This is a genomic window from Virgisporangium aliadipatigenens (genome assembly GCF_016863615.1).
Classification (GTDB): domain Bacteria; phylum Actinomycetota; class Actinomycetes; order Mycobacteriales; family Micromonosporaceae; genus Virgisporangium; species Virgisporangium aliadipatigenens.
In genome coordinates this window covers 71,213-98,167 of the sequence record NZ_BOPF01000004.1, presented here as the reverse complement: position 1 = coordinate 98,167, position 26,955 = coordinate 71,213, and the positions used below count along the sequence as shown (strand labels likewise).

Annotated in this window: 35 protein-coding genes and 1 tRNA gene; 29 read left to right on the top strand and 7 right to left on the bottom strand. The window is 68.6% G+C overall.

Annotated elements, in window-relative coordinates:
• Nucleotides 1–2: 2 nt before the first annotated feature.
• Complete coding sequence (locus Val02_RS07040) at nt 3–716, top strand: helix-turn-helix domain-containing protein (RefSeq protein ID WP_203898100.1); 714 nt, start codon at nt 3–5, stop codon at nt 714–716.
• A 601-nt stretch (nt 717–1,317) separates the two neighbouring features.
• Here Val02_RS07040 and Val02_RS07035 read toward each other — a convergent pair.
• Nucleotides 1,318–1,884, bottom strand: a complete 567-nt coding sequence (locus tag Val02_RS07035) for a GNAT family N-acetyltransferase (protein ID WP_203898099.1) — start codon at nt 1,882–1,884, stop codon at nt 1,318–1,320.
• A 14-nt stretch (nt 1,885–1,898) separates the two neighbouring features.
• Nucleotides 1,899–3,176 carry an NsdA family TPR-like regulatory protein gene (locus Val02_RS07030; protein WP_239152500.1) on the bottom strand — a complete coding sequence of 426 codons (1,278 nt, stop codon included), beginning with the start codon at nt 3,174–3,176 and terminating at the stop codon, nt 1,899–1,901.
• Between the two features lie 263 nt (nt 3,177–3,439).
• On the opposite strand from Val02_RS07030, the gene Val02_RS07025 reads away from it, so the two are divergent.
• The 18 genes from Val02_RS07025 (at nt 3,440) to Val02_RS06940 (ending at nt 13,659) form a co-directional block, all read left to right on the top strand.
• Entirely contained in the window at nt 3,440–3,757 is a 318-nt protein-coding gene (locus tag Val02_RS07025) for a hypothetical protein (protein WP_203898098.1), read from the top strand.
• A 234-nt stretch (nt 3,758–3,991) separates the two neighbouring features.
• Nucleotides 3,992–4,288 (top strand): hypothetical protein, encoded by a 297-nt coding sequence (locus tag Val02_RS07020; RefSeq protein WP_203898097.1) that lies wholly within the window; start codon nt 3,992–3,994, stop codon nt 4,286–4,288.
• 137 nt (nt 4,289–4,425) lie between these two features.
• Nucleotides 4,426–5,310, top strand: coding sequence for a hypothetical protein (locus Val02_RS07015; RefSeq protein WP_203898400.1), 885 nt, complete (start codon nt 4,426–4,428; stop codon nt 5,308–5,310).
• A gap of 18 nt (nt 5,311–5,328) precedes the next feature.
• Nucleotides 5,329–5,514 carry a hypothetical protein gene (locus Val02_RS07010; RefSeq protein ID WP_203898096.1) on the top strand — a complete coding sequence of 62 codons (186 nt, stop codon included), beginning with the start codon at nt 5,329–5,331 and terminating at the stop codon, nt 5,512–5,514.
• Nucleotides 5,511–5,906: a hypothetical protein gene (locus Val02_RS07005; RefSeq protein ID WP_203898095.1), complete on the top strand. Its 396-nt coding sequence runs from the start codon at nt 5,511–5,513 to the stop codon at nt 5,904–5,906. The genes Val02_RS07010 and Val02_RS07005 overlap by 4 nt, the downstream gene beginning before the upstream one ends.
• Before the next feature lie 17 nt (nt 5,907–5,923).
• Nucleotides 5,924–6,106, top strand: a complete 183-nt coding sequence (locus tag Val02_RS07000) for a hypothetical protein (RefSeq protein ID WP_203898094.1) — start codon at nt 5,924–5,926, stop codon at nt 6,104–6,106.
• A gap of 190 nt (nt 6,107–6,296) precedes the next feature.
• A complete protein-coding gene (locus tag Val02_RS06995; RefSeq protein WP_239152575.1) occupies nt 6,297–7,109 on the top strand; it encodes an FtsK/SpoIIIE domain-containing protein in 813 nt (270 codons plus the stop codon).
• A gap of 104 nt (nt 7,110–7,213) precedes the next feature.
• Entirely contained in the window at nt 7,214–7,714 is a 501-nt protein-coding gene (locus Val02_RS06990) for a DUF6197 family protein (protein WP_444545993.1), read from the top strand.
• Entirely contained in the window at nt 7,711–7,992 is a 282-nt protein-coding gene (locus Val02_RS06985) for a hypothetical protein (RefSeq protein WP_203898091.1), read from the top strand. Before Val02_RS06990 ends, Val02_RS06985 begins: the two co-directional genes overlap by 4 nt.
• Nucleotides 7,989–8,387 (top strand): RRQRL motif-containing zinc-binding protein, encoded by a 399-nt coding sequence (locus tag Val02_RS06980; protein ID WP_203898090.1) that lies wholly within the window; start codon nt 7,989–7,991, stop codon nt 8,385–8,387. The genes Val02_RS06985 and Val02_RS06980 overlap by 4 nt, the downstream gene beginning before the upstream one ends.
• A 2-nt stretch (nt 8,388–8,389) precedes the next feature.
• Complete coding sequence (locus Val02_RS06975) at nt 8,390–8,656, top strand: hypothetical protein (RefSeq protein WP_203898089.1); 267 nt, start codon at nt 8,390–8,392, stop codon at nt 8,654–8,656.
• On the top strand, nt 8,653–9,003 hold the full coding sequence (locus tag Val02_RS06970; RefSeq protein ID WP_203898088.1) for a hypothetical protein: 351 nt from the start codon (nt 8,653–8,655) through the stop codon (nt 9,001–9,003). Before Val02_RS06975 ends, Val02_RS06970 begins: the two co-directional genes overlap by 4 nt.
• Nucleotides 9,000–9,767 carry a DUF2637 domain-containing protein gene (locus Val02_RS06965; protein ID WP_203898087.1) on the top strand — a complete coding sequence of 256 codons (768 nt, stop codon included), beginning with the start codon at nt 9,000–9,002 and terminating at the stop codon, nt 9,765–9,767. Before Val02_RS06970 ends, Val02_RS06965 begins: the two co-directional genes overlap by 4 nt.
• On the top strand, nt 9,764–10,102 hold the full coding sequence (locus tag Val02_RS06960) for a hypothetical protein (RefSeq protein WP_203898086.1): 339 nt from the start codon (nt 9,764–9,766) through the stop codon (nt 10,100–10,102). Before Val02_RS06965 ends, Val02_RS06960 begins: the two co-directional genes overlap by 4 nt.
• Nucleotides 10,099–11,916, top strand: coding sequence for a replication initiator (locus Val02_RS06955; protein ID WP_373317864.1), 1,818 nt, complete (start codon nt 10,099–10,101; stop codon nt 11,914–11,916). The genes Val02_RS06960 and Val02_RS06955 overlap by 4 nt, the downstream gene beginning before the upstream one ends.
• A 26-nt stretch (nt 11,917–11,942) precedes the next feature.
• The gene (locus Val02_RS06950) at nt 11,943–12,131 is read left to right on the top strand and encodes a helix-turn-helix transcriptional regulator (RefSeq protein WP_203898085.1); all 189 of its coding nucleotides are present in this window, start codon (nt 11,943–11,945) and stop codon (nt 12,129–12,131) included.
• The gene (locus tag Val02_RS06945; protein ID WP_203898084.1) at nt 12,128–13,477 is read left to right on the top strand and encodes a tyrosine-type recombinase/integrase; all 1,350 of its coding nucleotides are present in this window, start codon (nt 12,128–12,130) and stop codon (nt 13,475–13,477) included. Before Val02_RS06950 ends, Val02_RS06945 begins: the two co-directional genes overlap by 4 nt.
• A gap of 106 nt (nt 13,478–13,583) precedes the next feature.
• Nucleotides 13,584–13,659 (top strand) — tRNA-Arg (locus Val02_RS06940).
• Nucleotides 13,660–13,669: 10 nt separating this feature from the next.
• Here Val02_RS06940 and Val02_RS06935 read toward each other — a convergent pair.
• Nucleotides 13,670–14,230: a hypothetical protein gene (locus Val02_RS06935; RefSeq protein WP_203898083.1), complete on the bottom strand. Its 561-nt coding sequence runs from the start codon at nt 14,228–14,230 to the stop codon at nt 13,670–13,672.
• 257 nt (nt 14,231–14,487) lie between these two features.
• A complete protein-coding gene (locus Val02_RS06930; RefSeq protein ID WP_203898082.1) occupies nt 14,488–15,768 on the bottom strand; it encodes a hypothetical protein in 1,281 nt (426 codons plus the stop codon).
• Between the two features lie 128 nt (nt 15,769–15,896).
• Here Val02_RS06930 and Val02_RS06925 point away from each other — a divergent pair, with 128 nt between their 5' ends.
• Both Val02_RS06925 and Val02_RS06920 read left to right on the top strand, forming a co-directional pair.
• A complete protein-coding gene (locus Val02_RS06925; RefSeq protein ID WP_203898081.1) occupies nt 15,897–17,477 on the top strand; it encodes a methyl-accepting chemotaxis protein in 1,581 nt (526 codons plus the stop codon).
• A gap of 10 nt (nt 17,478–17,487) precedes the next feature.
• The gene (locus Val02_RS06920) at nt 17,488–18,807 is read left to right on the top strand and encodes an ABC transporter substrate-binding protein (protein WP_203898080.1); all 1,320 of its coding nucleotides are present in this window, start codon (nt 17,488–17,490) and stop codon (nt 18,805–18,807) included.
• Between the two features lie 4 nt (nt 18,808–18,811).
• Here the strand turns inward: Val02_RS06920 and Val02_RS06915 are convergent, their stop codons facing one another.
• The gene (locus Val02_RS06915) at nt 18,812–19,624 is read right to left on the bottom strand and encodes an SAM-dependent methyltransferase (RefSeq protein WP_203898079.1); all 813 of its coding nucleotides are present in this window, start codon (nt 19,622–19,624) and stop codon (nt 18,812–18,814) included.
• A gap of 44 nt (nt 19,625–19,668) precedes the next feature.
• On the opposite strand from Val02_RS06915, the gene Val02_RS06910 reads away from it, so the two are divergent.
• A complete protein-coding gene (locus Val02_RS06910) occupies nt 19,669–20,559 on the top strand; it encodes a pirin family protein (protein WP_203898078.1) in 891 nt (296 codons plus the stop codon).
• Here the strand turns inward: Val02_RS06910 and Val02_RS06905 are convergent.
• Entirely contained in the window at nt 20,556–20,849 is a 294-nt protein-coding gene (locus tag Val02_RS06905) for a DUF3817 domain-containing protein (protein WP_203898077.1), read from the bottom strand. The two genes, Val02_RS06910 and Val02_RS06905, sit on opposite strands and share 4 nt — an antisense overlap.
• Nucleotides 20,850–20,963: 114 nt before the next feature.
• Between Val02_RS06905 and Val02_RS06900 the strand changes: the two genes are divergently transcribed.
• Nucleotides 20,964–21,713, top strand: coding sequence for a hypothetical protein (locus Val02_RS06900; protein ID WP_203898076.1), 750 nt, complete (start codon nt 20,964–20,966; stop codon nt 21,711–21,713).
• Between the two features lie 84 nt (nt 21,714–21,797).
• Nucleotides 21,798–22,004 carry a hypothetical protein gene (locus Val02_RS06895; RefSeq protein ID WP_203898075.1) on the top strand — a complete coding sequence of 69 codons (207 nt, stop codon included), beginning with the start codon at nt 21,798–21,800 and terminating at the stop codon, nt 22,002–22,004.
• 85 nt (nt 22,005–22,089) lie between these two features.
• Here Val02_RS06895 and Val02_RS06890 read toward each other — a convergent pair whose 3' ends face one another.
• Nucleotides 22,090–22,662 carry a sigma-70 family RNA polymerase sigma factor gene (locus Val02_RS06890; protein WP_203898074.1) on the bottom strand — a complete coding sequence of 191 codons (573 nt, stop codon included), beginning with the start codon at nt 22,660–22,662 and terminating at the stop codon, nt 22,090–22,092.
• A gap of 86 nt (nt 22,663–22,748) precedes the next feature.
• On the opposite strand from Val02_RS06890, the gene Val02_RS06885 reads away from it, so the two are divergent.
• Genes Val02_RS06885 through Val02_RS06865 form a run of 5 tightly spaced genes read left to right on the top strand, consistent with a single transcriptional unit; the run spans nt 22,749 to nt 26,952 of the window.
• The gene (locus Val02_RS06885; RefSeq protein WP_203898073.1) at nt 22,749–23,501 is read left to right on the top strand and encodes a zf-HC2 domain-containing protein; all 753 of its coding nucleotides are present in this window, start codon (nt 22,749–22,751) and stop codon (nt 23,499–23,501) included.
• Nucleotides 23,502–23,525: 24 nt separating this feature from the next.
• Nucleotides 23,526–24,143, top strand: coding sequence for a cupin domain-containing protein (locus Val02_RS06880; protein ID WP_203898072.1), 618 nt, complete (start codon nt 23,526–23,528; stop codon nt 24,141–24,143).
• A 23-nt stretch (nt 24,144–24,166) separates the two neighbouring features.
• Nucleotides 24,167–25,168, top strand: a complete 1,002-nt coding sequence (locus Val02_RS06875; protein WP_203898071.1) for a hypothetical protein — start codon at nt 24,167–24,169, stop codon at nt 25,166–25,168.
• On the top strand, nt 25,165–26,166 hold the full coding sequence (locus tag Val02_RS06870; protein WP_203898070.1) for a hypothetical protein: 1,002 nt from the start codon (nt 25,165–25,167) through the stop codon (nt 26,164–26,166). Before Val02_RS06875 ends, Val02_RS06870 begins: the two co-directional genes overlap by 4 nt.
• Nucleotides 26,167–26,952: a hypothetical protein gene (locus Val02_RS06865; RefSeq protein ID WP_203898069.1), complete on the top strand. Its 786-nt coding sequence runs from the start codon at nt 26,167–26,169 to the stop codon at nt 26,950–26,952.
• Nucleotides 26,953–26,955 lie beyond the last annotated feature (3 nt).

Genomic DNA, 26,955 nt, shown 5'->3' with positions numbered 1-26,955 from the left:
CAGTGAGCGACGTTCCGGCATCCGCACTGCGAGCCCGCCGGGCGCTAGCAGAAAAAATCAGAGATCTTAGCATTCAAAAGGGGCTTTCGCTTCGAGCTTTATCAAAGCGTGCCAATATAAGCGTTTCTCATCTAAGCAATATCGTAAGCGCAAAAACTATGCCTAGCGAGCAAGTTCTCGTAGCTATCGTTACGGCACTAGGGGCGGATTATAAAGAATTCCAGGGGCTTCATATAGCCGCCATGGATCAGATGAATAGCGCGATCGAGTCCAGGAAAATGACCGAAGTTGTTGCCCACAATCCTGGCTTGGCAAGGAAAGCACTAGTTGCCGATGCGTTTGAAAGTTTGCTGTCAACTGCACCGCAGGGCGCGGTACAACGTTATTTTGAATCCCATATAGCCCTACAGATTGGGGCCTACACCGCATGCCTCGCGCTAGTGCGATGGATAATCGAGGCGGTATGCCTCGATCAGGGTTTGAAAATTGACCCCCTCCGCAACGCGATTAGGGAGCTATCGCGCAAAGGAATCGCTAACGAACGACTGGCAAATTGGATAGCCAAGGTCGTAGAGGTTGCGAACGAATCTGCACACTCTGGCGAAGTCCTTCGCGAAGACGCCGAGGATGCACTATCTGCTGTTGGGGCTATTCTAATCGAGGTTTATGTTGCAAAACCTCGAAGTGAGGCATTTTCGAAACGCCGACGGGGTTAACGCCCTTTGTTCCGTGTAACCGTCGTTGCCCGTCTGGAGAGACTGCCCACGCAACTCCTCCGTCAAGGCTGCCTTGACGCCGAATTGGCGAATGAGTCGGTGGTGGGGTGGTGGCGTGCGCTCGTTGCGAGGCAGGCCCTTGGGCCTGACCGGTGCTTCCTGCCCGAGAGGGCCGCAGAGGCTCCAAAGCTCAAGGGCTGGCCGCTTGCGGCCGGTCGCGTGCGACGCGAAGCGCCCTTGACGTTGGAGGGGCGGCCCGGACACACTGCGCGCGACGCCACCCCACCGCCGACGGCCGTAACGCGCGTGACGGCCCGGCGCGAGCGACGCACGCCGCGCCGGCGCCCCGGCCGGCCGCCGGCTACTCGAACGGAACATCAGCCCGACGCTGTCGATCCATTGGCGGCCCGGGGCTTCCGCGTTTCCGCGCCAGCCGGCGGGCTCGGTAGAAGCGCCGCCGCCGAGCGGCCAAGCGAGGTGGCGGCGTGTGCCCGGCCGGCGGCGCGTGCGGCCCGCTTGTCGGGCCGCCTTGAAGACGTACAGAAAGTTCTCACAGATCTTGATGCTGGCGGCTGGCCGGCACGGTTGAGATCTGGGTTGATCAGCGCAGATGCGCGCTCTCGATGGGGATAGCCGAATCCCACTCCTCGGCTAGTACGGAGTAGAGCAGCGAATCTCGCCATGAGCCGTTGGTGAACACGTGGTGCCGGATGCGTCCTTCGTACTGCATCCCGAGCTGGCGAACGACTGCGATGGATGCCTCGTTCTCTGGCCCGATAGCGGCAGAGATCCGATGCAGGTTCAACTGCCGGAATCCGAACTCCGTTATGGTTCGGGCGGCATCCGTGGCGTAGCCATGGCCCCACTTGTCTGCCCGGATGGCGTAGCCCAGCTTCGCTGCTTGGACACCGTCTAGGCCTAGCCTGACGAATCCGATCAGCCTGTCGTCCGGGAGCGTTACCGCCATGTAGTACTCGGTACGGGGATCGAGCTGCGCCCGGTGAATCGCGCCTTCGATGAGACTCTGCGCCTCGGCCGGACTTCGACTGTCGAACGACAACCAACGGGTCACTTCGTCGTCACCGAGGACCGACAACGAATCGGCCGCGTCGCCTGCCCGGAACTCCCGGAGCCTAACGACGCGGCCGCTCATGGTGATCGGGTACATGCCCCGATTTTGTCCTACCGAGGCAGGGCTCTCAGCGGAGTGTGCGTGAAGTCTTCGATCTGTTCAACAAGATCGTTCGCGGCTCCTGCAAGTCCTGAGCGTACGACCGTCTGGTGAACGCGCTGCACGGAGTGCACAACGCCGCTGATTCGCTGCTGTGGAACCAGATCCAGGACTGGAGCAACTGCAACCTCGGCGCCGTCCAGATCTCCCCCGCTTATCCGGGCGATCGCCAGGTTGGTGTGCGAACCTGCCTGGTCCCCGAATGCCCACGCCGGATCGCTCCGGTCGGCATAGGCCTCGACCGCCTGGGCTGAATATTGCTCGGCACGCCGTGCCTCACCGGGAAGCCACGCTAGAGCATCGGCGGCGTAGTACAGAGTCCTGGGCTTGTTGAAGGTGCAGATCCCTCCAAGTTCGTCCATCTCGTCTGGCTCAAGGTGCTCCCAGGCATCTTCTGCGGCTCGGATGGCAGCTAGGCTCTTGTCCCGATTGCCGAGCGCTGCATATGCCCTTGCTGCGCTGACTGGGAGCCAGACCGAGGTACCGCCGGTCGTTGCGAAGGCAGTGCCCATCTCCGCGTATCGAACCGCTTCGGCATAGCGGCCAGCCCAGTAGGCAACGAGGGACTGCAGACCACGCAGCCATGCGCGAAGTCCGGGGTGATCGGCCTGGTCGGCGCAGAGCACGGCTGTCCGCGCTTGAAGCATTGCGGAGTGGGGGTCGCCCATGTCCTGTGACGCCTTGGCGAGCAGGCCGCTCGTAACGCTCGCAAGAAAGACAAGCTGTCGGCCCTGTTGGGGCGTCTGGCGACGTTCCAGCAACGTAAACAGGGTGTCCTGTGTCTCGGACAAGTCTCCGAGCAGATCTGGTAGTGGCTGCTGCGGATACGCGAGCGCCAGCCGCTGGACCTCATCGCGAAGGTGCTCAACGGCTTCGGGGGTTGTGCTCTCAGCAGACAAGAGGGCGAATCTTCGTGCTCGTTCTGCGGCCATGCTGATGATGCTCCTTCCGTTGTCGAACGACGGCATCTGTAGGGGGCCGTCGTTGCTGGCTGGTAGAGCCAGCGCAAGATCAGGAGCCCATGTACGGAGAAGGTCCTCCGGTGACATACCGAACATGGCGTGCAATGCACGCCTCGTTGCCGGGGTCATGCCAGCGGCGTCACGTTCGCCGCGAGCGAGTCTGCCCAGATGGCGTGCACTGATGGTGGCCCGTTCGTCTAGCCGCGAGAACTCCGCAGCCAGCTCGTCATAGGTGCGATCTCGTTGTTGGATCAAGTGTTCCAACACAGTTCGAGGATCTTGACGGGGTCTTGCCACCTTGGGTGCCTCCTGCCCTTCGGGCTCCTACCTCGACAGTCGCCTACGTGTCCTCTGTCCTCAACGGATGTCCGCGAGAGGTCCGTCGATGTCCTCCAGAGGTCCTCCACTGGGCCTCGTTTGGTCCTCGGGTCTTCCCGCACGATTCAGCGTAACAAGCCGCGAGCAATTGGTGACTCGCAATGGCTCGGGAATTGGCTGAATTGGCTATCCCGAAGACAGGAGGACACGTCGTGAAGCTGTACATCGACACGAGCGGCAAGCAGGTTCAGGTGTCGCGGGACCCTGAGGAGAAGAAGGATCAGAACGGCAACCAGCGCAACGAGAAGAACACCGGCCGGCTGATGTGGTCGACCCAGGTCTTCGTGTTGGACGAGACGGGTGGCGAGGTCATCGCCATCACCACGGCGGGTGAGAAGCCGTCGGTGAAGGTGGGGCAGCTCGTCACCGTTCAGCAGTTGGAGGCAATTCCGTGGGCGACCAATGGGCGTAACGGTGTGGCGTTCCGCGCGATCGAGCTGAAGCCGGCGGGTCCGGCCTCCTCGAAGTAAGTTCCGTCGTACGCCTGCTGCAACGCCGGTTCAGTGTCCACGGCTGGCAGCTCCAGCGGATTGTTCGTCCGCATCTGAAACACCTGACGAGTCCAGAACTAGGGCAACCGATGTTTCTGGCGGTGACCACACAAGTGGTGGTCGCACCTGAATGTGGCGCAGGGCCGGTTCCGTTCTCACACAGCCGGCCTTGCCGCCCAATCTATTTGTTCTCCGATTTGGAGGAAACCCGTCGTGACCATCTCCGTCGACGTCGGCATCAACGCCGAATACCGATTCAACGTCCCCGATGATCTCTGCGATGTCGCACCCTTGGCGAGTCTGGACGCCAATCTCCACCTGCGGGCGGAGCACCCGATCACCCTGCGCGTCCATGGCGACGACAACCGCGTGGTGCTGAAGTTCGGAACCCCGTCCGGATCGGGCCTGTGCCTGTTCCTGCCTGCCGATCAGGTAGATCGACTCGGTCAGATCCTCGCCATCGCGTCGCAGGATCTGGCGGCCAGTACGGCCTTCACGGCCGACGTCTAGGCCTTCAACGAGCGAAGGGTCGGCAAACGGCTGCAAACCTGTCCGACCCCGCGCCCCGAAATCCCTACCCATTTCTGGGAGGACTTGTGCTGTCCAACTCTACCCGCAAACGCCTGTTCGGGCGAAAGAGCGGCACGGTGACGCTCATCGAGACCAAGGTCCACCGGTCGTCTACCCGGAACGCCAAGGCGGCGTTCGTCCTGACCGCGCTCATCGTCGGTCTACTCACCGCGGTCATCGCCGCTGACCGTGTGCACCCCATCGTGGCGCTGTTCCTCGGCGCCGCCGCCGGCTTTGCCGCCGGTGTGGTCGTGGGCCTTCCGGTCCTGGTGTGGCCATGGCTGCGCATCGTCTGGTGGTGGCTTCCAGAGATCACCGGATCCTCCGCTCTGATCTACGGCTGGATGCAACTGGTGTGGGCCACCACGTGGCCTGTCCGGCTTGTTGTGGTCGCCGTCCTCGTCGGCGTTCCCGCCGCTTTTGCCCCCGTGCGACGCTTCGTGGTCGCGTGGGCGTGGTGCCTGATCGTGCGGCACCGGCTGCGGACCTGCTTCGCCAGGTTCATCAAGGCCGATCAGTCCGGCACCCTGCCGCTGATCCTGCTGGCCCGACCGACCCCGGTCGGTGAACGGGTCTGGATCTACCTGCGCCCCGGTCTGGCGCTCAAGGACATCACTAACCGGCTCGACAAACTCGAAGTCGCCTGCCACGCGAAGAACGTCACGGCCATCCACGCGTCGGATACCACGGCTGCGCTGGTGCGCATCGACATCAAACGCCGCCGGGTCCTGACCGCGAACGTCGGCAACCCGCTCGTCGACCTGGTCGACCCGAACACCCCGACGCTCGACACGACGCCCGGCGACCTGCCGACCGCGCTCGACCTTCCCGACGTCGCCACCACGGTCCCGGCCACTTCTGCCCCGCGCGAGGGCAACGGCCGCAAACCCGCCGTCAACGCGGCAAAGCCGGCCACCGGCAACGCCACAGCGGACGCCGACGACATCAACGACTGGATCTGATCCGAAAGGACGGATGACATGTACCGCTACTACGTTTCTTTCAACTACCGGACCGCCAGCGGTCTCGGGCTTTCCGCAGCCGACGTCACCGTTCCGACGCGAATCACGACGGCGAAGGACGTCGAGCGTATCCGTGACTACTTCGCCGCGAAGACTGGCTACCAGAACCTGATGGTGCTGGCTTTCTCGGAGTACGGGTCATGAGCCGCCGGCTGCCGACCCGCGAGCCGGCCACCCGCATCCTCTACTACCCCGAGCCGCAGAGGCAGGCACCGATGGTGCCCTACACGCCGGAGCAGCTCGCCGAGCAGCGGCAGGAACGGGCTCTGGCATACGCCCAGTGGCTCACCCGCTTCGAGGCATCGCAGGAACGCGAACGCCGTACCCGACGGCTGCTGATCCGGGCCGCGCTCGTGGTCCTGGCCGTGCTGCTGATCGCGGTCGCGCTGCTGGTCTGGTTCGTCTACCAGGCGATCACTGGTATGTCCCTGGAACCGCTCGCCGACGTCGGCGGGTTCCTTCTCGGGCTGCTGGTCCTGCTGCTTGTCATCGGTGGCGGCTGCGGCTGCATCACCATCGTCCAGCACTACCACTGACCAGGAAGGGCAGTGCCATGAGAACGGACGAACTGCTGTTCGCGCTGCTGCTGGTCGAATTGACCGACGCGGTCCGGGACCGGGACGGCGACCGCGTCGTCCACGTCCTTCGCCGGCTCTATGACCTCAACCCGGTCTGGACGGACTTCCTCGTCCACCGACTCATCACCGAGGCACGTCGGCGACCGACCGCTAACTGACCCATCTACCGCGTGGGGGCGCCGGGCTCATGTCCGCACCTGGGGCACCCGGCGCCGCCCCGTTCACTGTCAAGGAGACGTTGACATGAATTCCCGTGTCGCGGCTCCTGGAGCCGCAACCACACCACAGCCGAATCTGGCTTACACATGTGCGAACAAACTGGTTCCGTCTGATCGGCTTCCGCTGTCGATGTTCGACCGGAACCTTCTTGGTATCAACGAGTTCGGCGAGACGGTCTACTGCGACGTCATCTATCGCAACCTTCTCGTCGCTGGCGAACCTGGCGGCGGCAAGTCCGGACTCTTGAACAACATCGCCGCGCATGCAGCCCTTTCCCACAACACCCGGCTCGTCCTGTTCGATGCCAAGCTCGTCGAACTCGGCCCGTGGCGCCACTGCGCTGACGAATTCGTCGGCTTCGACGTCCGCAACGGGACGTTCGACATCGAGCACGGCCTGGACGTCCTGCGCCGGCTGCTCATCGTGGCGAAGAACCGCTACACCTGGCTGCTCCATCACCGTGGCCGCAAGATCGCGCGCGAAGACGCACTGTCGATCATCGTCATCATCATCGACGAGCTGGCCATGTTCACCACCGTGTTCGGCACCAAGGCCCAACGTGAAGAGTTCGCCGAGCTCCTGCGTGGCCTCGTCGCTCTCGGCCGGGCCTGCGGAATGCCGGTCATCGCCGCTACGCAGCGGCCGTCGTGGGACATCATCCCCGCATCGTTGCGGGACCTGTTCGGGTTTCGGGCCGCGTTCCGCTGCACGACGTTGAACTCTTCGGACATCATCCTCGGCCAGGGCTGGGCGCAGCAGGGTTTCAACGCCAACGACATCCGCCCCACCAACCAGGGCGAGGCGTTCCTCATCGCCGAAGGCGGCATCCCGCAACGGATCAAAGCCGCCTACCTGTCCGACAGCGAGATCTATCGCATCGCGGACTACGCCACCTGGACCCGCCGCCACATCGCCGCGACCTCCGTCGCGCACGCGGCCTGAGTCCACACAGGACACCCGCAGCAAGAAACCGGGGCCGGCACTCGCTTGCCGGCTGAAGCCGACCCCGGACCAATCCAGCAACCCCGCGAAGGGACGTGGACCTGATGCACCCTACCCAAAAACCGGCCTCCACCGCTGTGGAGGAGACGTTCAACCCGGCTCAAGCGCTGCGTGGCGCCGCCCTCTACCTGGAGCGTCACGGCTGGATCCCCAGCGACGCCTACGCCTGGACGGCTACACCGCCGGCCTTCCCGGCCGCGACTGCCCGCGACGCGATCGCCTACGCCGTACTCGGCGCGCCCATCGACACGACGGATGACTACCTCGATCGCGAGGCCCACGGCGATTTCGAGTACGCCCTCGGCGTCTTCGCCGACTTCCTCTACTGGACCGGCAACGCCGTCGACCACCTGGACGTCGACATCGCCGACCTCGACATCTATGACGTCGCCACCCGCTGGAACGACGCCCCGGACCGCACGGCCGAGCAGGTCATCACCGCGCTTCGGGACGCCGCCGACGACTTCGACAGCGCCATGGCCAAGGTCATCCCCACTCCTGCGGGCCAGTGGCGTCTGGTGTGGGTTGCGGACGGTGTGGCATGAGCGGCAACTCGGGCCGCCGGCCCCGTCGTCGGAACGTCGTCGAGAACGACGAATACGCCGCGTTCGCCCGCCGCATCATGCGCGCCTACGGCAAGCGCGTCGCCGCTGGTGACATCGAAGCACTCCGTGACCTGATCGCTCTCGGTCAGGACATCGAGAAGGCCACCGACGAAGCCGTCATCGGCCTTCGCAGGTTCGGCTACTCCTGGGCCGAGATTGGCTCACGACTGGGCATCACCCGCCAAGCCGCCCACCAACGGTGGGGAGACCAGACATGACCGGCTTGCGTGTTCCGTATCTGGAATCCCTCGTGGCGCAGGGATTCTTCCTGGAGTTCTACGACCCGACCGGCAGCCGCTACGGCCTGCCGACCTACCCCTACCGCAACGCCCCCGCCGGCCTGGCCACCATGCGCCAGCTCCGCGCCGCGAACCTGCGTCCCGGCGGTCAGCACGTGTGCGCCCAAATCCTGTGGTGGCACAAGGGAAAGCACCGCGTTGCTTACCTCTACGACCAGACGGTCGCGGCACCGAAACGCACCGCTACAGCGGCCCAACGGGTCGCGATCGGCAAAGCCCTCCAGGCGCGTCGCACCTGCGGCACCTGCCGGCAGGTGAAGGGCTACTACATCCCGCGCCGCTACGGCGAATGCCTCGACTGCGCGGGGGTCTGACCATGCCTACCCGCGCCGCCAATCAGGCCGGCCCGTCGCGGGCCGATGCCGAGCTGCACCAACGCATCTGCAACCAACCCACCGGCGGACTGTCGTGGTCCGACCGTTGCACCTGTGGCCACCTGCGCGGTCGGCACGACGCCGCCCGCCACGCACCCATCACCACCGGCAACGCCGTCTGCACCGGCCGCAATCTCGCCGGTGCCTGCCTCTGGCCCGACTGCACCTGCCGCACCTTCATCGACACCACCAAGGGAGCCCGGTCATGAACCCCGAACCCTTTGACGACAGCGACTCCACCAATAACTACTGCGATAGCGGCAACACCCCTGCATCCGACGCACCTGTCGATGACGACACCGCCAACTGGGGTTGTGACCTTTGCCTTGGCGGTTTCGTACCTGCCGGCACCCATCCGATCCTTGGGCTCGTCTACGAGGCCTGCCCGCACTGCAACGAGCGGTGCCGGTGCTGCGACGGAAACGGCCTGTTCCCGGCCGACACCACGTGCCCGCACTGCCTGTCTGACGCTCTCGACTCCGTCGGCTACGTCGCCGTGTTCTGCCACACCTGCGCCGGAGTCATCGCCGTCTACCCGAAAGAGGTGACCACATGAGCACCCCGAAACCGGCCGACGGCGAACGCTTCGAAGGCGTCGTCCAGGTCCTCATCATGCTCGCAATCGGCGGCATGGCCGGTGCTGCTTCGTTCACCCACGTTCACGATGTCGCTGTCGCGCACGGACAGCCGAACTGGATCGGCTGGGCCGATGCCGTCGTCGTGGAACTGATGTCCATCGCCCTCGGCCTGGAACTACGCCGCCGGGCACGGACCAACCGACCGACCGGGTTCGTCATCTCGGCGCTGGTCTTCTTCGTCCTCGTCTCCCTCGCCGCGCAGGTCGTCGAAGCAGAACCCTCGGTCATCGGCTGGCTCGCCGCGGCACTACCCGCGATCGGTTTCGTCGTCCTGGCAAAAGTGGTGCTGTCGCGCACCGCGGCTATCTCCCACACCATCGCTGAACTGGCACCGACCACACCGCCGGCTCCTACGCCGGTCACGGCCACCCCGGGCGACGTCTCGGGGCAGTTCGCCGACGCGGCACCGCCCGCACCAGCTGAGCCGCCGGCTTCTGTGCCCACGAACCCGGCAGGGCTCAACACCGTGCCGGTGCACATGCTGGCCCCGGCCCGGTTCGCGGCCGTCAACCATCAGCAATCCACTGGACGCCCTATCACCACCGATGAACTCGCCGCGCGGCTGTCCATCCCGCCGGCTATCGCCGGGCAGCTCCTCACCGCTATTACCGACGACGGACCGGCCACCCAGCCGGAACCGGTACGGGTCAACGGAACACCGGTCCTGGGCGGTGTCGCATGACGACCTTCATCGTCGACGAGCACCACGTCTTCCACTCGTGCCCGGCCAACCTGACCCCGCACGTCATCACCATCCACCGGCGCATCGTCGACACCGTCCACACCGGACGATGCCTCGCGCCGTTCAGCATCGAACAAGCAGACCGCATCGTCACGGCAGACTGCCGGCGCTACGCCCCGTTCGATGACCAGTGCCGCAACTGCCGGCACGTCATCAACGTCCGCACCGTCACCAGCGAGTTCCGAGGTTGGGAAGGCCCCGAGAACACGCGACCGGACAACATCCCGGCGGACAACACCCCGACTCAGTGCCCCGCTTCGAGGGACGCTGAGTGACCTACTCGACGCTGGATCCCGTGCCCCACACCACCATCCCGGTGTGGGGCACGGGCTCGAACGCCGAGCAGCACCGGCACGCCCCCGCGTCCTCCGCCATCGGAACGGCCCTTACCCGGGCCGGTACCGCCGGCTATTTCGACTGGCTCCACCACGTCCAAGCCGCCGCCGGCTGCACCCGCCCGATCCGCCTCGTCGGCACGCTGGAAACCACACACCCGAGGACCGGCCAACGTTTGATCCTGCGCGACACGTTGGGCATGCCGGATGCGGCCATCTACAAGGCCTGCGGCAACCGCCGCGCACGGGTCTGCCCGTCGTGTGCGCGCACCTACCAGCGCGACGCCTACCAACTGCTGCGCGCCGGCCTCGTCGGTGGGAAGGGCGTCTCCGACACGGTCTCGCAGCATCCGGCTGTGTTTGCCACCTTCACCGCACCCTCGTTCGGCCCGGTCCATGCCCGCGTCGTCTCGAAGCACACCTGCGCCGACCGACGACGCTGCGACTGCCGCGCCGAGCCCTGCCGCGCCCGCCGCAACCCCACCGGCCTTTGTGCCCACGGACGGCCTGCCGTGTGCTGGGTCCGCCACGAAGCCGGCGACACCGCCATCGGACGGCCGCTGTGCCTCGACTGCTATGACTACGACCACCACGCCGTCTGGAACCACCACGCCGGCGAACTATGGCGCTGCACCAAACAAACCGCCGACCGGCACCTTGCCCGGCTCGCCGCACAACGCGGCATCCCCCGTGTCATCGTCGGCTACGACACCAAAGGCCGGCCACGCACCAAACCGGCGGTGCAGCTGCGGCACGGCAAAGTCGCCGAGTTTCAGACCCGCGGCGCGGTTCACTTCCACGTCCTCCTACGCCTCGACGGCCGCGACGGCTCCGACCCCGACGCGGTCGTTCCCCCGCCGGCCGGCTTCACTACGGATGACATCGAAGCGGCGATCCGCCATGCCGTCGCGCACGAACGCTTCGACACCCCGCCACACTTGGACCGGCTGACCGGCTGGCCGATCGCGTGGGGCGACCCCGACAAGGGACTCGACATCCGCCATATCGCCCTGTCCGGGCACCGCACCGTCACCGATTCCATGGTCGCCGGCTACCTTGCCAAATACGCCACCAAAAGCACCGAGGTCACCGGGCACACACCCACCCGCATCACCACCGACAACGTCGACGAACACGCCGACCCCGACGGGGACCACACCGCTCGCCTCATCCACGCCTGCTGGCGACTCGGCCGACCCTTCGCCCACAAAGCCGCCCTACTCCACAGCCGGGCCGCCCGCGCACCGGAACCTGGCGAACGTCGACAGCCCTTCGACACGCCCTGGAACTGCCCCGACTGCGGCACCCGAACCCGATACACCGCCTGCCCGTCCTGCGTCGCCGAACGTCAAGCCAACCTTGACACCCAACCGGCCAACAACCGTCAACCCGGGCCATATGAAGGGCTGCGCCGCTGGGCACACATGCTCGGCTTCGGCGGCCACTTCCTCACCAAAGCCCGCCGCTACTCCGTCACCTTCGGCCTCCTCCGCGACACCCGCATCGCATACCGACGCGAACACGACCACCAGGCCGACACCAACCCCGGCACCGTCCGGGCCGCCGAGCACACGACCGAGGAAACCACCCTCGTCGTCGGCGTCTTCACCTTCGCTGGCGCCGGCTGGCGCACCACCGGCGACGCCCTCCTCGCCAACACCGCCGCCGACCTCGCCCGCTCACGGCGGGCCGCCGGACGCGAGGAACTCGCCCATGAAGCTGGGGCGGAAATGGTGGAACGAATGGCGGCGTAGGTGGTGTGCGATGAACGGACTGGCTGATGCAGGGTGACGATGAGCTGTTGACGATTGATGACGCGATCGCGATTCTTCGGGTTCCGCGATCGACGTTCTATTACTGGCGGCAGAAGCGTTGCGGACCCCGGTCTATCAAGCTTCCCAACGGGGATGTGCGTATTCGCCGTCGGGATCTTTTGGCCTGGCTGGAGAGTCACGAGGAGGCGGCATGAGTAGCTACGACATCCAATTCTGGTCGATTCGAAAGAAGGCAAGAAGACGTCGCCCTTACGAGGTTCGCTGGGTGGTGAACGGTCGCGAATGCTCGCGCTCCTTCATCACAAAGCCGCTGGCCGAGAGTTTCCGATCAGAGCTGATGAAAGCGGCGCGCGACGGCGAGCCGTTCGACGAAACGTCTGGGCTTCCGGTACGAAAGGCCAACGATGCCCGTTGGCTGGAACACGCCTGCTCATATGTCGACATGAAGTGGCCGAAGGCTGCCGCCAAGAGCCGGATTTCAATGGCTGAAGCGCTGACGACCGCCACCATGGCCCTGTTCGAACCGCGACGCGGTCGTCCTGATGACGAGGTACTACGGCGTGCACTCTATGGGTGGGCGTTCAACAGTGGTCGGCGGGGTACCGCCATGCCGGCCGAGGTCCGTGAGGCGCTGGTGTGGGCCAACGCCGCATCGATGCGACTGTCGGCACTGCGTAGCACCGCGACGGTACGGCGCCTGCTCGACGCCCTGGCCGTGAAGCTCGACGGCAAGCCGGCCGCCGCAACGACGACCTACCGCAAACGGGCGGTGGTCTACAACGCACTCGGATATGCCGTCGAGCTGGAGATCCTGCCGGCCAACCCGATCGACCGGGTGCAGTGGAAGGCACCCGAGGTCGCCTCAACGGTGGACCGGCGGGTGGTCGCCAATCCCGAACAGGTGCGCCGGCTCCTGGCGGCAGTACGACAGCATGCGCGCACCGGTCGACGCCTCGTCGCCTTCTTCGCCTGCATGTACTTCGCTGGGCTGCGCCCCTCCGAGGCACTCGACCTGCGCCGCGACAACTGCTACCTGCCGAAGCGGGGGTGGGGACGCATCGACCTCACCACCACCGACCCGTCTGCCGGCACTGCGTGGACCGATGACGGACGCGCCCGGGAACGCCGAGGACTCAAACGTCGAGGGCGCAACGAGGTACGACCGGTGCCGATCCCACCGGAACTGGTCCGTCATCTCCGGCATCACATCGAGTGGTACGGCACGGCAAGCGACGGCCGACTGTTCCGCACCTCGACCGGCGGCACTGTGCCGAACAGCCACTACAGCAAGCTGTGGCAGCACGCCCGCGCCGCCGCGCTCACCCCGACCGAAACGGCGTCCCCTCTCGCCGGACGTCCGTACGACCTGCGGCACGCCGCTGCCTCCTTGTGGCTCAATGCTGGCGTCGTCACCACTGAGGTTGCCCGCCGGCTCGGCCACAGTGTGGCGGTGCTGTTGCAGGTCTACGCCAACTGCATCGATGGCCAGGGTGAGGCGGCGAACAAAAGGATTGAGGCGGCGCTCAGTGATCAGGGATGATCTGGCAGACTTGTCGCGTGTGTCGGACAGTCTGTGCCGTGCACGGGACATGTGCGGGACGGCTAGCCATCCTCACCGCACCGCCCGACCTGTTTGCGCAGGTCAAGCCCTCGTAGCTCAGGGGATAGAGCAACGGTTTCCTAAACCGTGTGTCGCAGGTTCGAATCCTGCCGGGGGCACCACACGACCCACTCACGTCGGCGGCGGCCGCGTCTCGTCCGAGACCTTCACGACCTCCAACCGATGACACCCCATCGGCAGATCACCCGAGATCCGTGGCGGATCGGTCCGGCTCACGCCCAGGGAAAGCCCCAGCATCATGTAGCCGGCGGGCTGATGAATCCAGTAGTCCGGCTCCAGCGAAATGCCGGTGGAGAAGTACGTCCCCTTGAGCGCGAACGATCCCCGCGGAACCGAAGGATTGCTGGGCAACGGATAGAACTCGAATGTTGCGCGTGCATTTTTCCGGTCGACCACGAAGATTATCAGGGTCAGGCCGGTCAGCCCCTGCGCGCAGCGGTACTCGCCTTTCCAGGTCCCCGCGATATCCGCACCGGAACTTTCGGTGATACCGGAGGATACCGCGTCGTTCTGCGACTCCGATCGGTCGCGGACGAACACTCCGGACGTGGTCTCCTGGTCCGCCGTTCCGAGGACGATGGCTACGGAGATCAGGAGGCCGAGAAGGCTGACGACTCCCCCGACGACGGTCCACACCCGCACCGCGCCATCGCCGAAGAGCGTGGCGGACACCCTGCGGGGCTCTCCGGGATGCTGCACCAGTGTTCCTCTCGGTAATCCGCGCGGCACGACGAATGGGCGTCGCATCAGGGACTTTTACCCGCGAATTGTCGATCGGGAAGTGCGCGTCGGAGAGTGCCACCGTTCGTGTGCAGTTTCACCCTCCGGAATTCGGCCATTCGTCCAGCGCGGACAGGCCCGTCGGTGGCTGTGCGACGCCCCGCCAAATTTTCCGCGTATCGGTGGCCGCGATCGCATCGAGCGCCCCTTCAGTTCGGCCGGAGAAGTGTCTCGTACTGATCCTTCCGGCACGCGAGCGCCGCTTCCCGCATCGCACCCACCCGCGCCGCCTGGTCGGCGGCCGGCAGCGCCCGCAGGGCGTTCAGGGCGTCGGCCACCAGGGGATCCGCGCTGGTGCCGCCGCGCAGCCACAGCGCCGCCGCCTCGCGGGCAGCCAGGATCCGGTCCCAGGTGGCGAGGTCGTCGTCGGGCGCCCCGCACGCCCAGGTGCCGGCGCCGTCGAGGACGGCGTTCGTCAGGTCCAGGGTGGAACCGTCGCCGTACACGGTCAGTAGCAGGTGAACGGTGTCCCGCCGCTGCGCCACGAATGACGCGTAGGGCGCGGTTTCCTGCACCACCGAGGTCGGCGGGTCGGGCAGCTTGGCCAGCAGGGCAAGCGCCTCGCGGGCCGGTCCGACGAGCGCCGGCAGGATCGGCTCGTACAGCCGGGTGACGCAGACGCGTGGCGTTCCGTCGGCACAGACCAGTTCGACCGCGTGAACGTCACGGGGGGCGGCCCGGTCGGCGGCAGGCAGGACGAGCACGGCGGCGGCCAGCCCGATGACGGCCGGAACGGCCGACCAGTACCGCGCCCCGGCGTAGAGCGCCCATCCGGCGGCGGCCAGCCCGGCGAACCACAGCGCCTGCCCCACGTCGGCCCGCGTCGCCACGGTGGCCCACTCGTCGGTGGATTCCCCGAGGTTGCCCGGCACCAGCAGTAACGCCGGAGCATCCGAACCGCGCCAGATGACGAGCGGCACGACGGACAGGACGACGCCGGCGACGCCGAGCAGCGGGGCGGTGAGCCGCGACGGCAGGAGCCGGCCGAGTCCGAGTCCCAGCAGTCCCGCGGCGCCCATGGCGAGCCCGCCGACGAGCAGCGGCCAGTACCAGCCGGGCGGCCGGTACGAGGCGGCCAGCACGGCGCGGCCGATGCCCGGGGCGGATGCGGCGATCCACCCGCCGCCGAGCGCACCGGCGAGCACGAACGCCAACGGCGCCACCCGGCTCGCCCCTGGCCGCGGCGCGGCGCGGACCAGGTCGCCGACCCGGGCGGCATGGTCGCGCCGCCCCTGCCACGCCCCCGCCGCGACCGCGAACGGCCACAGCAGCGCCAGGTTCGCCTGGTGCACGAGGACGGTCTGCATCCAGAGCCCGTCCCAGCGCTCGGGGTCGCCGAGCATGGCGGCGGCGACGGCCGCGCCGAGCGCGCCGAGCCAGAGGGCGGCGGACCGGCGCGCCTCGATCCAGGTGATCCGTAACGCGTTCACATCCGGCAAGACGCGGAAACCAGGCCCGCGGTTCTTGTCAGACGAAAGGCTATTGGGACATCACTCACATGCCGCCGAAACTGGCCGATAAGACAGCCGGACAAGAGGATGGGTGGCAGGAGCGACGAATGGCGCGGTGGCGGAACATGGGTGTGCTCACCAAGCTCCTGCTTGTCGTCTCCATCGCCGGCCTCGCCATGATCGCCATCGGCGCGGTGGGCGTGATCCAGCTGCGCTCGGTCGCCGACGCGTCGGACGACATCGCCACCAACCGCGTGCGCCAGGCCCTGAACGTGCACGCCGCCCGCGCCGCCCTGCTCCAGGAGGACTCGGCGGTGCTCGGCTACGCCGACCTGCAGGACGACGTGTCGAAGCGGCAGGCGGAGGAGGACATCAAGGAGTCCGACACCGCGTTCGACGAGTTCTGGAACGACTACAAGAAGCAGAGCCGGGGCCGCGTCGGCACGCACCAACTGATCGACTCGGCGGTGGCGTTCTACCGGGACTCCCGCGACACCAAGATCCTGCCGGCGGCGAAGGCCGCGGACCGGGCGAAGCTGCAGGAGGCCCGGGTCCAGCAGGCGCAGGCGCTGCTCATGGCGACGGAGAACCTGGACCGCATCGCGAGCCTGGAGAACGAGGGCGTCGTCGCCGGCAGCCGGGACATCCGCACCGCCGAGCAGAACTCCACGACGATCCTGCTCGCCGTGCTGATCGGCGGCCTCATCGCGGCGAGCGCGATCGCGCTGCTGATCGCCCGCGCCATCGTGAAGCCGGTGCTGAAGGTCAAGGCCGCGCTCGACGCGATGGCCGGCGGCGACCTGACCGCCACGGTCGAGGTGCACGGCACGGACGAGATCGGCCGGATGGCCGCCGGCTACGAGAAGGCGCGGGACGCCATGCGCGACACGGTGGTCGCCATCCGGATGGCCGCCGACGACGTGAGCGTCGCCTCCGACCAGGTGCTGCGCTCGGAGTCGCGGATCGGCGAGTCGACGGCCGCCGCCGCGGAACAGGTCAACCACGTGGTCTCCGGAGCGAACCTGGTCTCCAACCGCGTGCAGACGCTCGCGGCCGGCGCCGAGGAGACCAGCGCGGCGATGCACTCGATCTCCGACGCCGCGCACCGGGCGGCGCAGGTCGCCACCGAGGCCGTGACCGTCGTGGAGAACACCACGGAGACGGTCACCGAACTCGGCGACTCGTCGGCGCAGATCGGCGAGGTCGTCAAGGTCATCACGGCGATCGCGGCGCAGACCAACCTGCTGGCGCTCAACGCCACCATCGAGGCGGCCCGCGCCGGCGAACTGGGCCGCGGCTTCGCCGTCGTGGCCGGTGAGGTGAAGGACCTGGCCAGCGAGACGGCGGCCGCCACCGAGGACATCGCCAAGCGGGTCGCGGCGATCCAGACCAGCAGCGTCGGCGCGGTCCGGGCGATCAGCGACATCAGCCGCATCATCGACGAGATCAACAGTCAGCAGGTCACGATCGCGACCGCCGTCGAGGAGCAGTCGGCGACCACGAACGAGATGAGCCGCAACGTCGTCGAGGCGGCCACCGGCACCTCGGAGATCACCGACGCGATCGGGCACCTGGCGTCCTCTGTGCACGCCGCGGACAGCGACGGGCAGGCCGCCCGCGCCACGGCGAACGACCTGATGGTGACCGCCCAGGTGCTCCGCGACGCCGTTCAGCGCTTCAAGGCATAAGGAGATGGCCGTGCGGAAGAAGATCGCCGCGGTGTTCGCCACGGTGGCGTTGGTCACCGCGGGCTGCGGTGCGGACAGCGGCACGGTGAACGTGTCGAGCGGCTCCGACGTCGACTGCGGCGCGTTCGAGGCGTACCTGGGTCACGAGGGCACCACGGTCACGCTGATGCGCACCGTCAACAACCTCGACGTCGTCAACCTGTCGGCCGCGCTGCGCGACTTCTCCGACTGCACGTCGATCAAGGTGCAGACGGTGCCCTCCAAGGATGTCGAGGGAACGGTCACCAAGACCGCCGGTACCAAGGAGGCTCCCGACCTGGCCGTCATCTCGCAGCCCGGTCTGATCAAGGACCTCGCGTCGGCGGGCAAGATGACGCCGCCGTCGAAGGAGTTCACGGACAACGCGCCGCAGAACTATGCGAAGGACATGCTCTCCTACGCGACCGTCAACGGAACGCTGTTCGCGGTGCCGTTCGCCAGTTCGGTGAAGTCGCTGGTGTGGTACTCGCCGAGTGCGTTCGCGCGGGCCGGCTACACCGTTCCGCAGACGTGGGCGGACTTCTACGTGCTCGCCGACCGGATCAGGGCCGCCGGCGTGAACCCGTGGTGCGACGGCTGGGAGTCCGGCGGCGCCACCGGTTGGCCGGGCACGGACTGGGTCGAGGAGGCGATGCTGCGCCTGCACGGGCCGGAGGTGTACGACCAGTGGATCGCACACCAGCTCCCGTTCAACGACCCGAAGGTGGCGGCGGCGTTCGACTGGGTGGGGCGAGTGCTGAAGACGCCCGGATACGTGCTGAACGGCACGCCGAGCATCGCGCCGACCGGGTTCGGCGTCGCCGGCCTGCCGGTGCTGTCCGGGAAGTGCTACTTCTACCGGATGGCCGCGTTCTACAGCAGCTTCTTCCCGCGCGGCACGAAGATCGGGCCGGACGGCGACATCTTCGTCTTCTACAACCCGCCGGTCGACGCGGGTCGGGGCAAGCCGGTCGAGATCTCCGGCGACTATCTCGCGGCGTTCGCCGACCGGCCGGAGGTGGCGGCGGTGCAGACGTTCATGGCGTCGGCGGACTTCGGCTCGAAGTTCCTGAAGTCGGGGCTGGGCATCCCGTCGAACAACAAGATTCCGCTGGAGGAGTTCACGAACCCGGTGGAGAAGCTGTCGGTGCAGCTGCTGCGCGACCAGAACTCGGTGCTTCGCTTCGACGCCTCGGACCTGATGCCGGGCGCTGTGGGCGCGGGCACGTTCTGGAGCGAGATCACCAAGTGGATCAACGGCCAGCCGACGGCGACCACGGTCGCCAACGTCGAGGCGTCCTGGCCGAAGTAGCGGCCTACGGCTTGCGCGCGACCGCGCCGTACACCGACACCTCGCCCGGCGCGGGGCGCGGCGCGGGCTCCTCCTCGCCCCGCCACTCGGGCACGGCCACGATGCCCGGCTCGACGATCTCCAGCCCGTCGAGGAAGCGCGCCACCTCGTCCCGGGTCCGGCCGTACATGTCCGAACGCATCCCGGAGGCAGCCGCGGCGGCCTTCACCTCCGGCGGGATGAAGTCCAGGGTGCCGTGGCTGAGCGCCAGGTGACTGCCGGGCGGGAGCGCGTCGAGGAGCCGGCGCACGATCGCGTACGGCTCCTCCTCATCCGTCACGAAGTGCAGCACGGCGATGAGCATCAACCCGACCGGTCTAGTCAGGTCGAGCGTGTCGCGCAGGTCGGCGTCGGCGAGGATCCGGTCGGGGTCGCGCAGGTCGGCGTCGAGGTAGGCGGTGCGCCCCTCCTTGGAGCTGCGCAGCAGCGCCCGCGCGTGGGCCAGGACGATCGGGTCGTTGTCCACGTACACGATCCGCGCGTCGGGAGCGATCCGCTGCGCGACCTCGTGGGTGTTGTCGGCCGTGGGGATGCCGGTGCCGATGTCGAGGAACTGCCGGATCCCGGCCTCGCGCGTCAGGTACGTCACGGCGCGGCGCAGGAACCGCCTGTTCTCCACGGCGGCGGTGCGGATGCCGGGGTAGAGCTTGGCGATCTGGTCGCCGGAATCGCGGTCGGCCTGGAAGTTGTCCTTGCCGCCCAGCCAGTAGTCGTACCTCCGGGCGGGGTGCGCCACAGACGTGTCGATCCGGTCCGTCACCGCAACTCCCTCGCCCATCGGTGTGAAACACACTTTAGTTGCATGCGCAGTAAAGTCACCCTGTGGACAGCCTCCTGTTGCCGGGGCACGACGTTCCCCTCGGGCGCTACACCACGGTGCGGCGACTGTTGCCGCAGCGCACCCGTCGCACCGTCGGGGCCTGGTGTTTCGTAGATCACTTCGGTCCGGACGACGTCGCCGGGCGGCCGGGCATGCGGATCGGCCCGCATCCGCACACCGGCCTGCAGACCGTCACGTGGCTCGTCGAGGGCGAAATATTGCACCGGGACAGCACGGGCAGCCGGCAGGTGATCGTTCCGGGGCAACTCAACGTGATGACCTCCGGGCGGGGCATCTCGCACTCGGAGGAGTCGCCGGCCGATCATCCGCCGCTGCTGCACGGCCTCCAGCTGTGGGTGGCGCTGCCGGAGTCGGCCCGGCACCGCGAGCCCGGGTTCGCGCACCACGCGACGCTGCCGGTGGTCGAGGTGGGCGACGCGCGGGTCACGGTGCTCGCGGGCGCTTTCGCCGGCGCCGTCTCCCCCGCGGTCGTGTACAGCCCGCTGATGGGCGCCGAGGTGATTCTCGCCGGCTCCGCCGATTTTCCGGTCGAACGGGGATTCGAGTACGCGGCCGTCGTCATGACCGGCGCCGCGCGGGTGGAGGGTGTTGACCTGAAGCCCGGCGACCTGCTCTACCTGGGCACGGGGCTCTCCACCGTGCGGGTGGACGGCGACGCGCGGCTGTTCCTCTTCGGCGGCGAGCCCTTCGACGAGCCCCTCGTCATGTGGTGGAACTTCGTCGGCCGCAGCCACGAGGAGATCGCCGAGGCGCGCGCGGACTGGGCGGCCGGCCGCAGGTTCGGCACGGTCTCGGCGGAGCCGCCCCTGGAGGCCCCGGCGATGCCAACGGTCCGCCTGAAGGCCCGCACCAGGGACGGCAACACCCGTTAGGCGGGTTTGCGGGCGGTCCAGCGTTCGAAGACGACGCTGGTGAACGGGGGGATCGCCGCCGCGGCGCCCACCACCGTGCGCCACAGGCCCCAGCGGTGCGACACCGCGACCCAGACCAGCGCACCCAGGTACGCCATGAACAGCGCACCGTGCACCCGGCCGAAGATCTGCACGCCGATCGGGTTCTGGATCACGACGTACTTGAAGAACATGCCGACCAGCAGGCCGGCCCAGGAGAACGCCTCCGCGACGGCGGTCCAGCGGAAGACGCGGGCGGAATCACGCAACACCCGCGCAGCCTACGGATCACCCGCCCGATAGCGGACAGCCCCCTTACCGGCATGTGACGTGACCAGCACACTGACCCCATGAAAATGCTCCGAAATGTCGGAATGATTCTCGCGTTGAGCGCCGTCGTTCTGAGTCCCGCGCCGGCGTCGGCCTTCGTGTCCGGCGGGCCCGATCTCAGCTACCACGGCGAGCTGACCGATCCGGCGACGGTCACCGACAGCAGCGGCAACGGCCTGCACGGCAGCATCCTCACCGGCGGCGGCGGAACGGTCACCTCGGTCCGCGAGCGCGGCGACCGGTTCCTGCGCTTCCCCGGTGGTTCGTGCACGACGGCGGTCACGCAGCCGCCCAGCGACCTGCACTGTCCACAGGGGATCGTGCAGGTGCCGCCGTCGGAGCGGTTCACACCGGGCGACGCGCTCTTCTCGTTCGGCGCCGAGGTGCGGCTCACCCAGCCGCCGTCGCCGGACGCCGGCCAGAACGTCTTCCAGTACGGCGCGGCCGGTGCGGGCCTGAGCCAGTGGAAGCTGCAGGTCGACTACGGCCGGCCCTCGTGCCGCTGGTCCGACGGCACCACCACGGTCCTGCTCTCCGCCGGCGCGAACGACTACAAGCTCAAGCCGGACACCTGGTACCGGGTGTTGTGCACACGGGTCTCCGCCACGCTCTTCCAGACGCTTGTCGTCGACGTGCGCACCGGCCGGCCGGCGCTGACCGCCGCGCACGCCACGGCGCAACTCGGCCCGATCGCGCCGACCGGCACCGTCGTCATCGGCGGCAAACGCGTGCGCGACACACAGTCCGATGTGGACACCGACCAGTTCCACGGCGATCTCGACGACGTCTTCTACTGGCGCAAGTAGGCGTCGTTTAGCCGAACGCACGCGATGGGTATGAATGGCCGCGCCAGCCCCCCGGCCGGCCCAGGAATCCCCCGAGGAGTTGTCGTGCGTTACGGATCGATTGGTGGAGTGATCGTACTTTTGTGGCTGGTCATCGGCGTCATCGCGGCTGCCCAGCGGGGATACTTCGACGGTTCCGAGAGCAACTGCGCCAAGGCCGGCACCACGGCAATCACGGTCGTCGCCGGGCCGCTCAATTACGTCGGCGCCAATCCGAAGATCGACTGCGACCTGCCCGAGCCGTCGCAGTAGACGAAAGCCATTGCGCTACACGCCCGGTCACGAACAAGCGTGGCCGGGTGTGTCGCCGTTCGACCGAGCTCTGTGTCAACAGCGGTCAGACGGCCCGGAGGTGGCGGGGGGCCTGGCCCAGGGCGGACATCAGATCGTCGCGGGCCCGGGCGACGCGCGAACGGATCGTGCCCACGGGGCAGTCGCAGACGGCCGCCGCCTCGGCGTAGCTCAGCCCGGCGATCTGCGTGGCGACGAACGCCTCCCGCCGGTCGGCCGGCAGGTCCTGGAGCAGGCGGCGCAGCACCACCACCTCGTCCACCCGCGAACCCTCCCGGCCCAGCGCCGCCTCGGCGGCCGACTGCCAGTCCTCGTGGGCCGAGACGCGCGGCCGCCGCACGACGGTGCGCACGTGGTCGGCGGCGACCCGCCGGGCGATCGACAGCAGCCAGGTGCGCGCCGACGCCCGCGCCTCGAACTGCGGCAGCGCCTTCATCGCCCGCAGCCAGGTCTCCTGCGCGAGGTCCTCGGCCTCCCGGGCGTCGACCAGGTGCGTGAGGAAACGCAGCAGGTCACGCTGGGTGTGCTCGATCAGCCGGGCCGCGGCCGCCCGGTCCCCGCGCCGGGCCTCGAGGGCCCAACGGGTGAGGTCGGCGTCGTCCACTCCGCTCTCGCGCATGACCGAGAGGCTAACCCGAACGTCCGACAAAACGAGGTACCGGCCCCTCTGGAACTTCCGGCCCCTTCGGCGCGACTATTCAACGCATGGGGTGTGAGCGCTACCGGGAGGCCCTGTCGGCCCGCCTCGACGGCGAGCCGGACGGGGTCGAGGACGTCGACGCGCACCTGGCCGGGTGCGCGGGGTGCACTGAATGGTTCACGCGGGCCGGTGCGCTCGCGGGCCTCACCGCGCGGGCCGCCGAGCCCGGACCCGCGCCGTCGGTCGACCTGGACGCGATCCTCGACGCCGTACCCCCTAGGCGTTTGCCCATACTCGGGAACGTCCTACGCGTGGCCCTGGGCCTGTTGGGCACCGCTCAGGTCTTCCTCGGCATGCTGCAGATCGCCAACGGCGGCACGATCGACCCGCAGGTGACCGGTGAGCACGGCGCGACACCGGGCCACCTGTGGCACGAGTCCGCGGCGTGGAACGTGGCGCTCGGCGCCGGGTTCGTGTTCGTGGCGGTGCGCCGCACCCGGCCGACCGGGCTCGTGCCCACGCTCACCGCGTTCGTCGGCGTGCTGGCTCTGCTCTCGGCGAACGACCTGCTGCTCGGCCGGGTCGACGTCGAACGGCTGGTCACGCACGGCTCGATCCTCGCCGGGTACCTCATCGTGGTGGCGCTGACCCGTCCGGTCTTCAACCAGGGCGACCCGCCGTCCGGCCGGGGCACCGATCGCACGCGCCTGCGGGCGATCCTCGACGGGGCCGAGCCGGTGCTGCCCGCGCCGCGGCCGCGCCTGCGGGTCGTTCCGCCGCAGGCCTCGGCACGATCCGACTACCGCGAGGCGGCATAGCTTCGCGCATGTAGCCTCCGGCTTATGGTCATGCTGCCGGCGGGCGTCGAGGTGTACACCCTCGGCGGTGCCGCTGCGCCGCTGGTGGCCCGGGGTGACGAGAGTGGCCCGCTGGACGGGTTCGACGACTTCATCGACGACGGACAGCTGGCCCGCTACTTCGTCGGCGACCGCGCCACCTCCCCCGAACGCCCCAGCAACGCCACGTACAAGCTGGGCGTGGTGCGCCCGCACAGCGCGTTCACGCCGCACGCGCACGGGGGCGAACACTTCGTGCTGAGCCTCGGCTACGCCTCCTGCGGGGTGTACGACGCCGCCCGCGAACGCCCGGTCCGGGTGCCGCTCACGCCCGGCACGATGATCCGCATCCCGGCGCTGCTGCCGCACTCGTTCGGCAACCGGGACGGCCGGCCGCTGCTGATCCTCGCGGCCAACACGGGCTACGGAATCGACCACGCCGACTACGCGATCACGGCCGAGGAGGCCGAACGCCGGGCTCTGGCGGTGCAGGATTCCGCTGTGGACTACGTGATGCTCGCCAAGGCGTTGCACACGCTCGACGGGGGACCGGGGCGCACCTCCCTGCGGGAGCGCCTCGCCCGGGTGCTGCGCGACGCGGCCCACCGGCTGGAACGCCGATGAGGTGCCCGCACTGCTCCCGAGACGTGAAGCGCCGCCAGCGCACCGGGCGGCGGTGCGGGCTCTGCCGGCGCTCGTTCGTCCTCGACCCGCGGGACAATCCGCTGCGGCTGCACGACGTCCGGGTCCAACGCCTCGCGGCGCGGCTGTCCGGCAACGGGCGGTACTGGTTCAGCGTCGAGCAGCTGTACTACGCGGCCGCGCGGCGCTACCTCGGCACCGACGCCCGCCCGGAACGCCGCTGGACGGCGCCCATCCCGGTGGCCACGATCAGCGTCGCGCTGTTCGTCGCCGCCGCCGCGGTGCCGCTGCCCGGGCTGTACCTGCCGGCGACGCTGTTCGGCGGGATCGCCGGGTTCGGCGCGCTGCTGCTGGCGGTGGCGTCGCGGGTGATCCGTCCGGTGCGGCCGCGGATGTCGCTGCGCGAGTTCCACGCGACGGTGGCGAACGCCTGGGCTCCGGCGCACGGCGCCCCGCTGCCCGGCCTCGCCCCGGAGGCGCCGTACCAGCCGCTGCCCGAGCCGGCGTTGGCGGTGCTCACGCCCGACCGGGGCACGTTCGTCTGCCTCCAGGCCAACCGCGTGCCCGAACGGCTCCGCGTGGCGCTGGCCGGCGAGCCGGGTCAGGTGCCCGCGGGTGTGCCGGTGGTGCTGCTGCACGACGTGAGCGTTCAGGGATACGCGTGGGCGGAGTGGGCCCGCGCCGCGCTGCCGGGCCGGGCGGTCACCGACCTGACGCCGGCACCGTCGGTCGTGCGCGACGCGGCCGCGGCCGTGCGCCTGCGGGACACCCCGCCGAAGGCCGCCACGCTGGCGACGGTGGCCGCCGCGGGACGGCTCCGGCCGGCCGACCTCGACTGGCTGCGGCAGGGCTGGTGGAGCCCGATCGCCGCGCTGCGCCCCGAGCCGCTGATCAAGAAGGTGGAGGCGGCCGCCGGACGGCGCACCGATCCGGACCGCCGGGCCGCCCGCGCGGTCGGCTACCTGACCTGGCCCGGCGGTACCGGTGCGAAGGAGCAGGCCGCATGATCTGCCCGCACTGCCACAAGGACGTCAAGGCCAAGGAGCGGACCGGGCACCGCTGCTCGAAGTGCCGGCGGGAGTTCGCGCTCGATCCGAAGGAGAACGACCTCAAGCTGCACGACCTGCGGCTGCACCGGCTGACCACGCAGCTCAGCGACAGCGGCCGCTACGCGTACACCTCGCAGCAGCTGTACTGGGCGGCGGCGGGCAAGCACCTGAAGTCGGCCGCCACCGGTTCGGCCATGCTCGGCGGCAGCTTCGTCGCTCTGTTCACCGGCACCGTGTTCCTGTTCGTGGCGATCGGCACGGAGTCGTTCGTGGCGTTCCTGCCGGCCTTGCTCCTGTACGGCGGCGTGATCCTGGCCGTCACGCTGCGGCTCACCGGGGTGTGGCACAAGAAGGTCCGGATCTCCACGACGCCGCAGGCGTTCGCGGCCAACCTCAACTCGTGGCACCGCGTGTACGGCGGCTACCCGCCGGGCCTCGTGCGGCAGCTTCCCTCGGTGGCCCCGCCCGCCCGGCCGGTGCTGGCGGTGCTCAGCCCCGACTCCTCCGTGCTCACCTGCCTGGCCGCCAACGGCGTTCCGCAGCGCCTGAACGTGCACCTCGCCGACCGGCCCGCGCACGTCCCGCAGGGGGTGCCGGTGCTGCTGCTGCACGACGCGAGCGTGGCCGGATACGCGTTCGCGGCGAAGATGCGGGCGATGTGGCCCGGCCGCCGGGTGATGGACGCGTCGCCGCGCCCCGCCGCGGTGAAGGCGGCCAAGGGTGCGGCGAAGCTGCGTGACGTGCCGCCGCCGCAGGAACACCTGGCGGCGCTGCGCGGTCAGCTCTCCGACGCCGACCTCGACTGGCTCGCCAAGGGCTGGTGGAGCCCGGTCGCGGCGATCAAGCCGGCGTCGCTCCTGCAGCGCGTGCAGACCGCGGTCGACCGGCTCGGCGCGGCCGACCCCGACACCCGTCGCGCCGCGTCGGTGGGTTTCCTCACCTGGCCGGCGGCGTAGATGATCAGTCAGCGGGCCTGGCGGAACGCCGCCACGCGGGCGGGTGCGCCCGGCGGCCTCCGGTTCACCGCCCGGCAGCTGTACTACGAACTCAACCGGAGCCGCCAGCCGCTGTACCGGATCGGCCGGCGGCCCCGGTTCACGCTGCCGCCGGCGGTGTCGGAGAACGCCTTCGCGGCGGCGCTGGCCCGCTTCGGCCCGCCGCCCGGCGTGGTCTCCCCCGCGCCCGCCCGGTCGAGCACGGCGCCGGAGCCGGTCGACCTGTACGACTACGGCCTGCCCCGCCTGCTGGTCTGCCAGGACGCGGAGATCGCCGCGATGCTGCGCGCCAACGAGCTGCACATGGAGTCCGCCTGCCCGGTGTACGCCCTCGACGACCTGCCGCTCGACCCGCGCCTCGGCACCGCCCTCGAACGCGGCGACGGCACGGTGTTCGTCCTGCACGACGCGAGCCTCGCGGGGCTGGCCGCGGTGGCCGCCGCGCGGGAGGCGTTCCCGGAGGCGACGCCGGTGGAGCCGCTCGGGCTGCGCCCGGCACACGCCGCCGCGCTGCACCTGACGCGCCGCCGCGGCGAGGGAGGCATCCCCGGCGCGCAGGCCCGGCTGTGGGCGCCGTGGGAGCGGGACTGGCTCGCGCGCGGGAACACCGCCGAGGTCGCGGCCGTTCCGCCGGCCCGGCTGCTGCGCACGGTGCACCGGCTCGTCCGCGGGTTCCGCAAGGTCCGCACCGTTCCCCGCCTCCGCCAGCTCTCGGCGGTCGGCTACCTGACCTGGCCCGAGGGGTGAAGG

Excerpts from the sequence above, each read along its gene's own strand:
- Val02_RS07035 (WP_203898099.1), bottom strand. The coding sequence starts at position 1,884 with ATGTACCCGATCACCATGAGCGGCCGCGTCGTTAGGCTCCGGGAGTTC.
- Val02_RS07010 (WP_203898096.1), top strand. The coding sequence starts at position 5,329 with ATGTACCGCTACTACGTTTCTTTCAACTACCGGACCGCCAGCGGTCTC.
- Val02_RS07005 (WP_203898095.1), top strand. The coding sequence starts at position 5,511 with ATGAGCCGCCGGCTGCCGACCCGCGAGCCGGCCACCCGCATCCTCTAC.
- Val02_RS07000 (WP_203898094.1), top strand. The coding sequence starts at position 5,924 with ATGAGAACGGACGAACTGCTGTTCGCGCTGCTGCTGGTCGAATTGACC.
- Val02_RS06995 (WP_239152575.1), top strand. The coding sequence starts at position 6,297 with ATGTTCGACCGGAACCTTCTTGGTATCAACGAGTTCGGCGAGACGGTC.
- Val02_RS06990 (WP_444545993.1), top strand. The coding sequence starts at position 7,214 with ATGCACCCTACCCAAAAACCGGCCTCCACCGCTGTGGAGGAGACGTTC.
- Val02_RS06985 (WP_203898091.1), top strand. The coding sequence starts at position 7,711 with ATGAGCGGCAACTCGGGCCGCCGGCCCCGTCGTCGGAACGTCGTCGAG.
- Val02_RS06980 (WP_203898090.1), top strand. The coding sequence starts at position 7,989 with ATGACCGGCTTGCGTGTTCCGTATCTGGAATCCCTCGTGGCGCAGGGA.
- Val02_RS06975 (WP_203898089.1), top strand. The coding sequence starts at position 8,390 with ATGCCTACCCGCGCCGCCAATCAGGCCGGCCCGTCGCGGGCCGATGCC.
- Val02_RS06970 (WP_203898088.1), top strand. The coding sequence starts at position 8,653 with ATGAACCCCGAACCCTTTGACGACAGCGACTCCACCAATAACTACTGC.
- Val02_RS06965 (WP_203898087.1), top strand. The coding sequence starts at position 9,000 with ATGAGCACCCCGAAACCGGCCGACGGCGAACGCTTCGAAGGCGTCGTC.
- Val02_RS06960 (WP_203898086.1), top strand. The coding sequence starts at position 9,764 with ATGACGACCTTCATCGTCGACGAGCACCACGTCTTCCACTCGTGCCCG.
- Val02_RS06950 (WP_203898085.1), top strand. The coding sequence starts at position 11,943 with ATGCAGGGTGACGATGAGCTGTTGACGATTGATGACGCGATCGCGATT.
- Val02_RS06945 (WP_203898084.1), top strand. The coding sequence starts at position 12,128 with ATGAGTAGCTACGACATCCAATTCTGGTCGATTCGAAAGAAGGCAAGA.
- Val02_RS06925 (WP_203898081.1), top strand. The coding sequence starts at position 15,897 with ATGGCGCGGTGGCGGAACATGGGTGTGCTCACCAAGCTCCTGCTTGTC.
- Val02_RS06915 (WP_203898079.1), bottom strand. The coding sequence starts at position 19,624 with ATGGGCGAGGGAGTTGCGGTGACGGACCGGATCGACACGTCTGTGGCG.
- Val02_RS06890 (WP_203898074.1), bottom strand. The coding sequence starts at position 22,662 with ATGCGCGAGAGCGGAGTGGACGACGCCGACCTCACCCGTTGGGCCCTC.
- Val02_RS06885 (WP_203898073.1), top strand. The coding sequence starts at position 22,749 with ATGGGGTGTGAGCGCTACCGGGAGGCCCTGTCGGCCCGCCTCGACGGC.
- Val02_RS06880 (WP_203898072.1), top strand. The coding sequence starts at position 23,526 with ATGGTCATGCTGCCGGCGGGCGTCGAGGTGTACACCCTCGGCGGTGCC.
- Val02_RS06870 (WP_203898070.1), top strand. The coding sequence starts at position 25,165 with ATGATCTGCCCGCACTGCCACAAGGACGTCAAGGCCAAGGAGCGGACC.
- Val02_RS06865 (WP_203898069.1), top strand. The coding sequence starts at position 26,167 with ATGATCAGTCAGCGGGCCTGGCGGAACGCCGCCACGCGGGCGGGTGCG.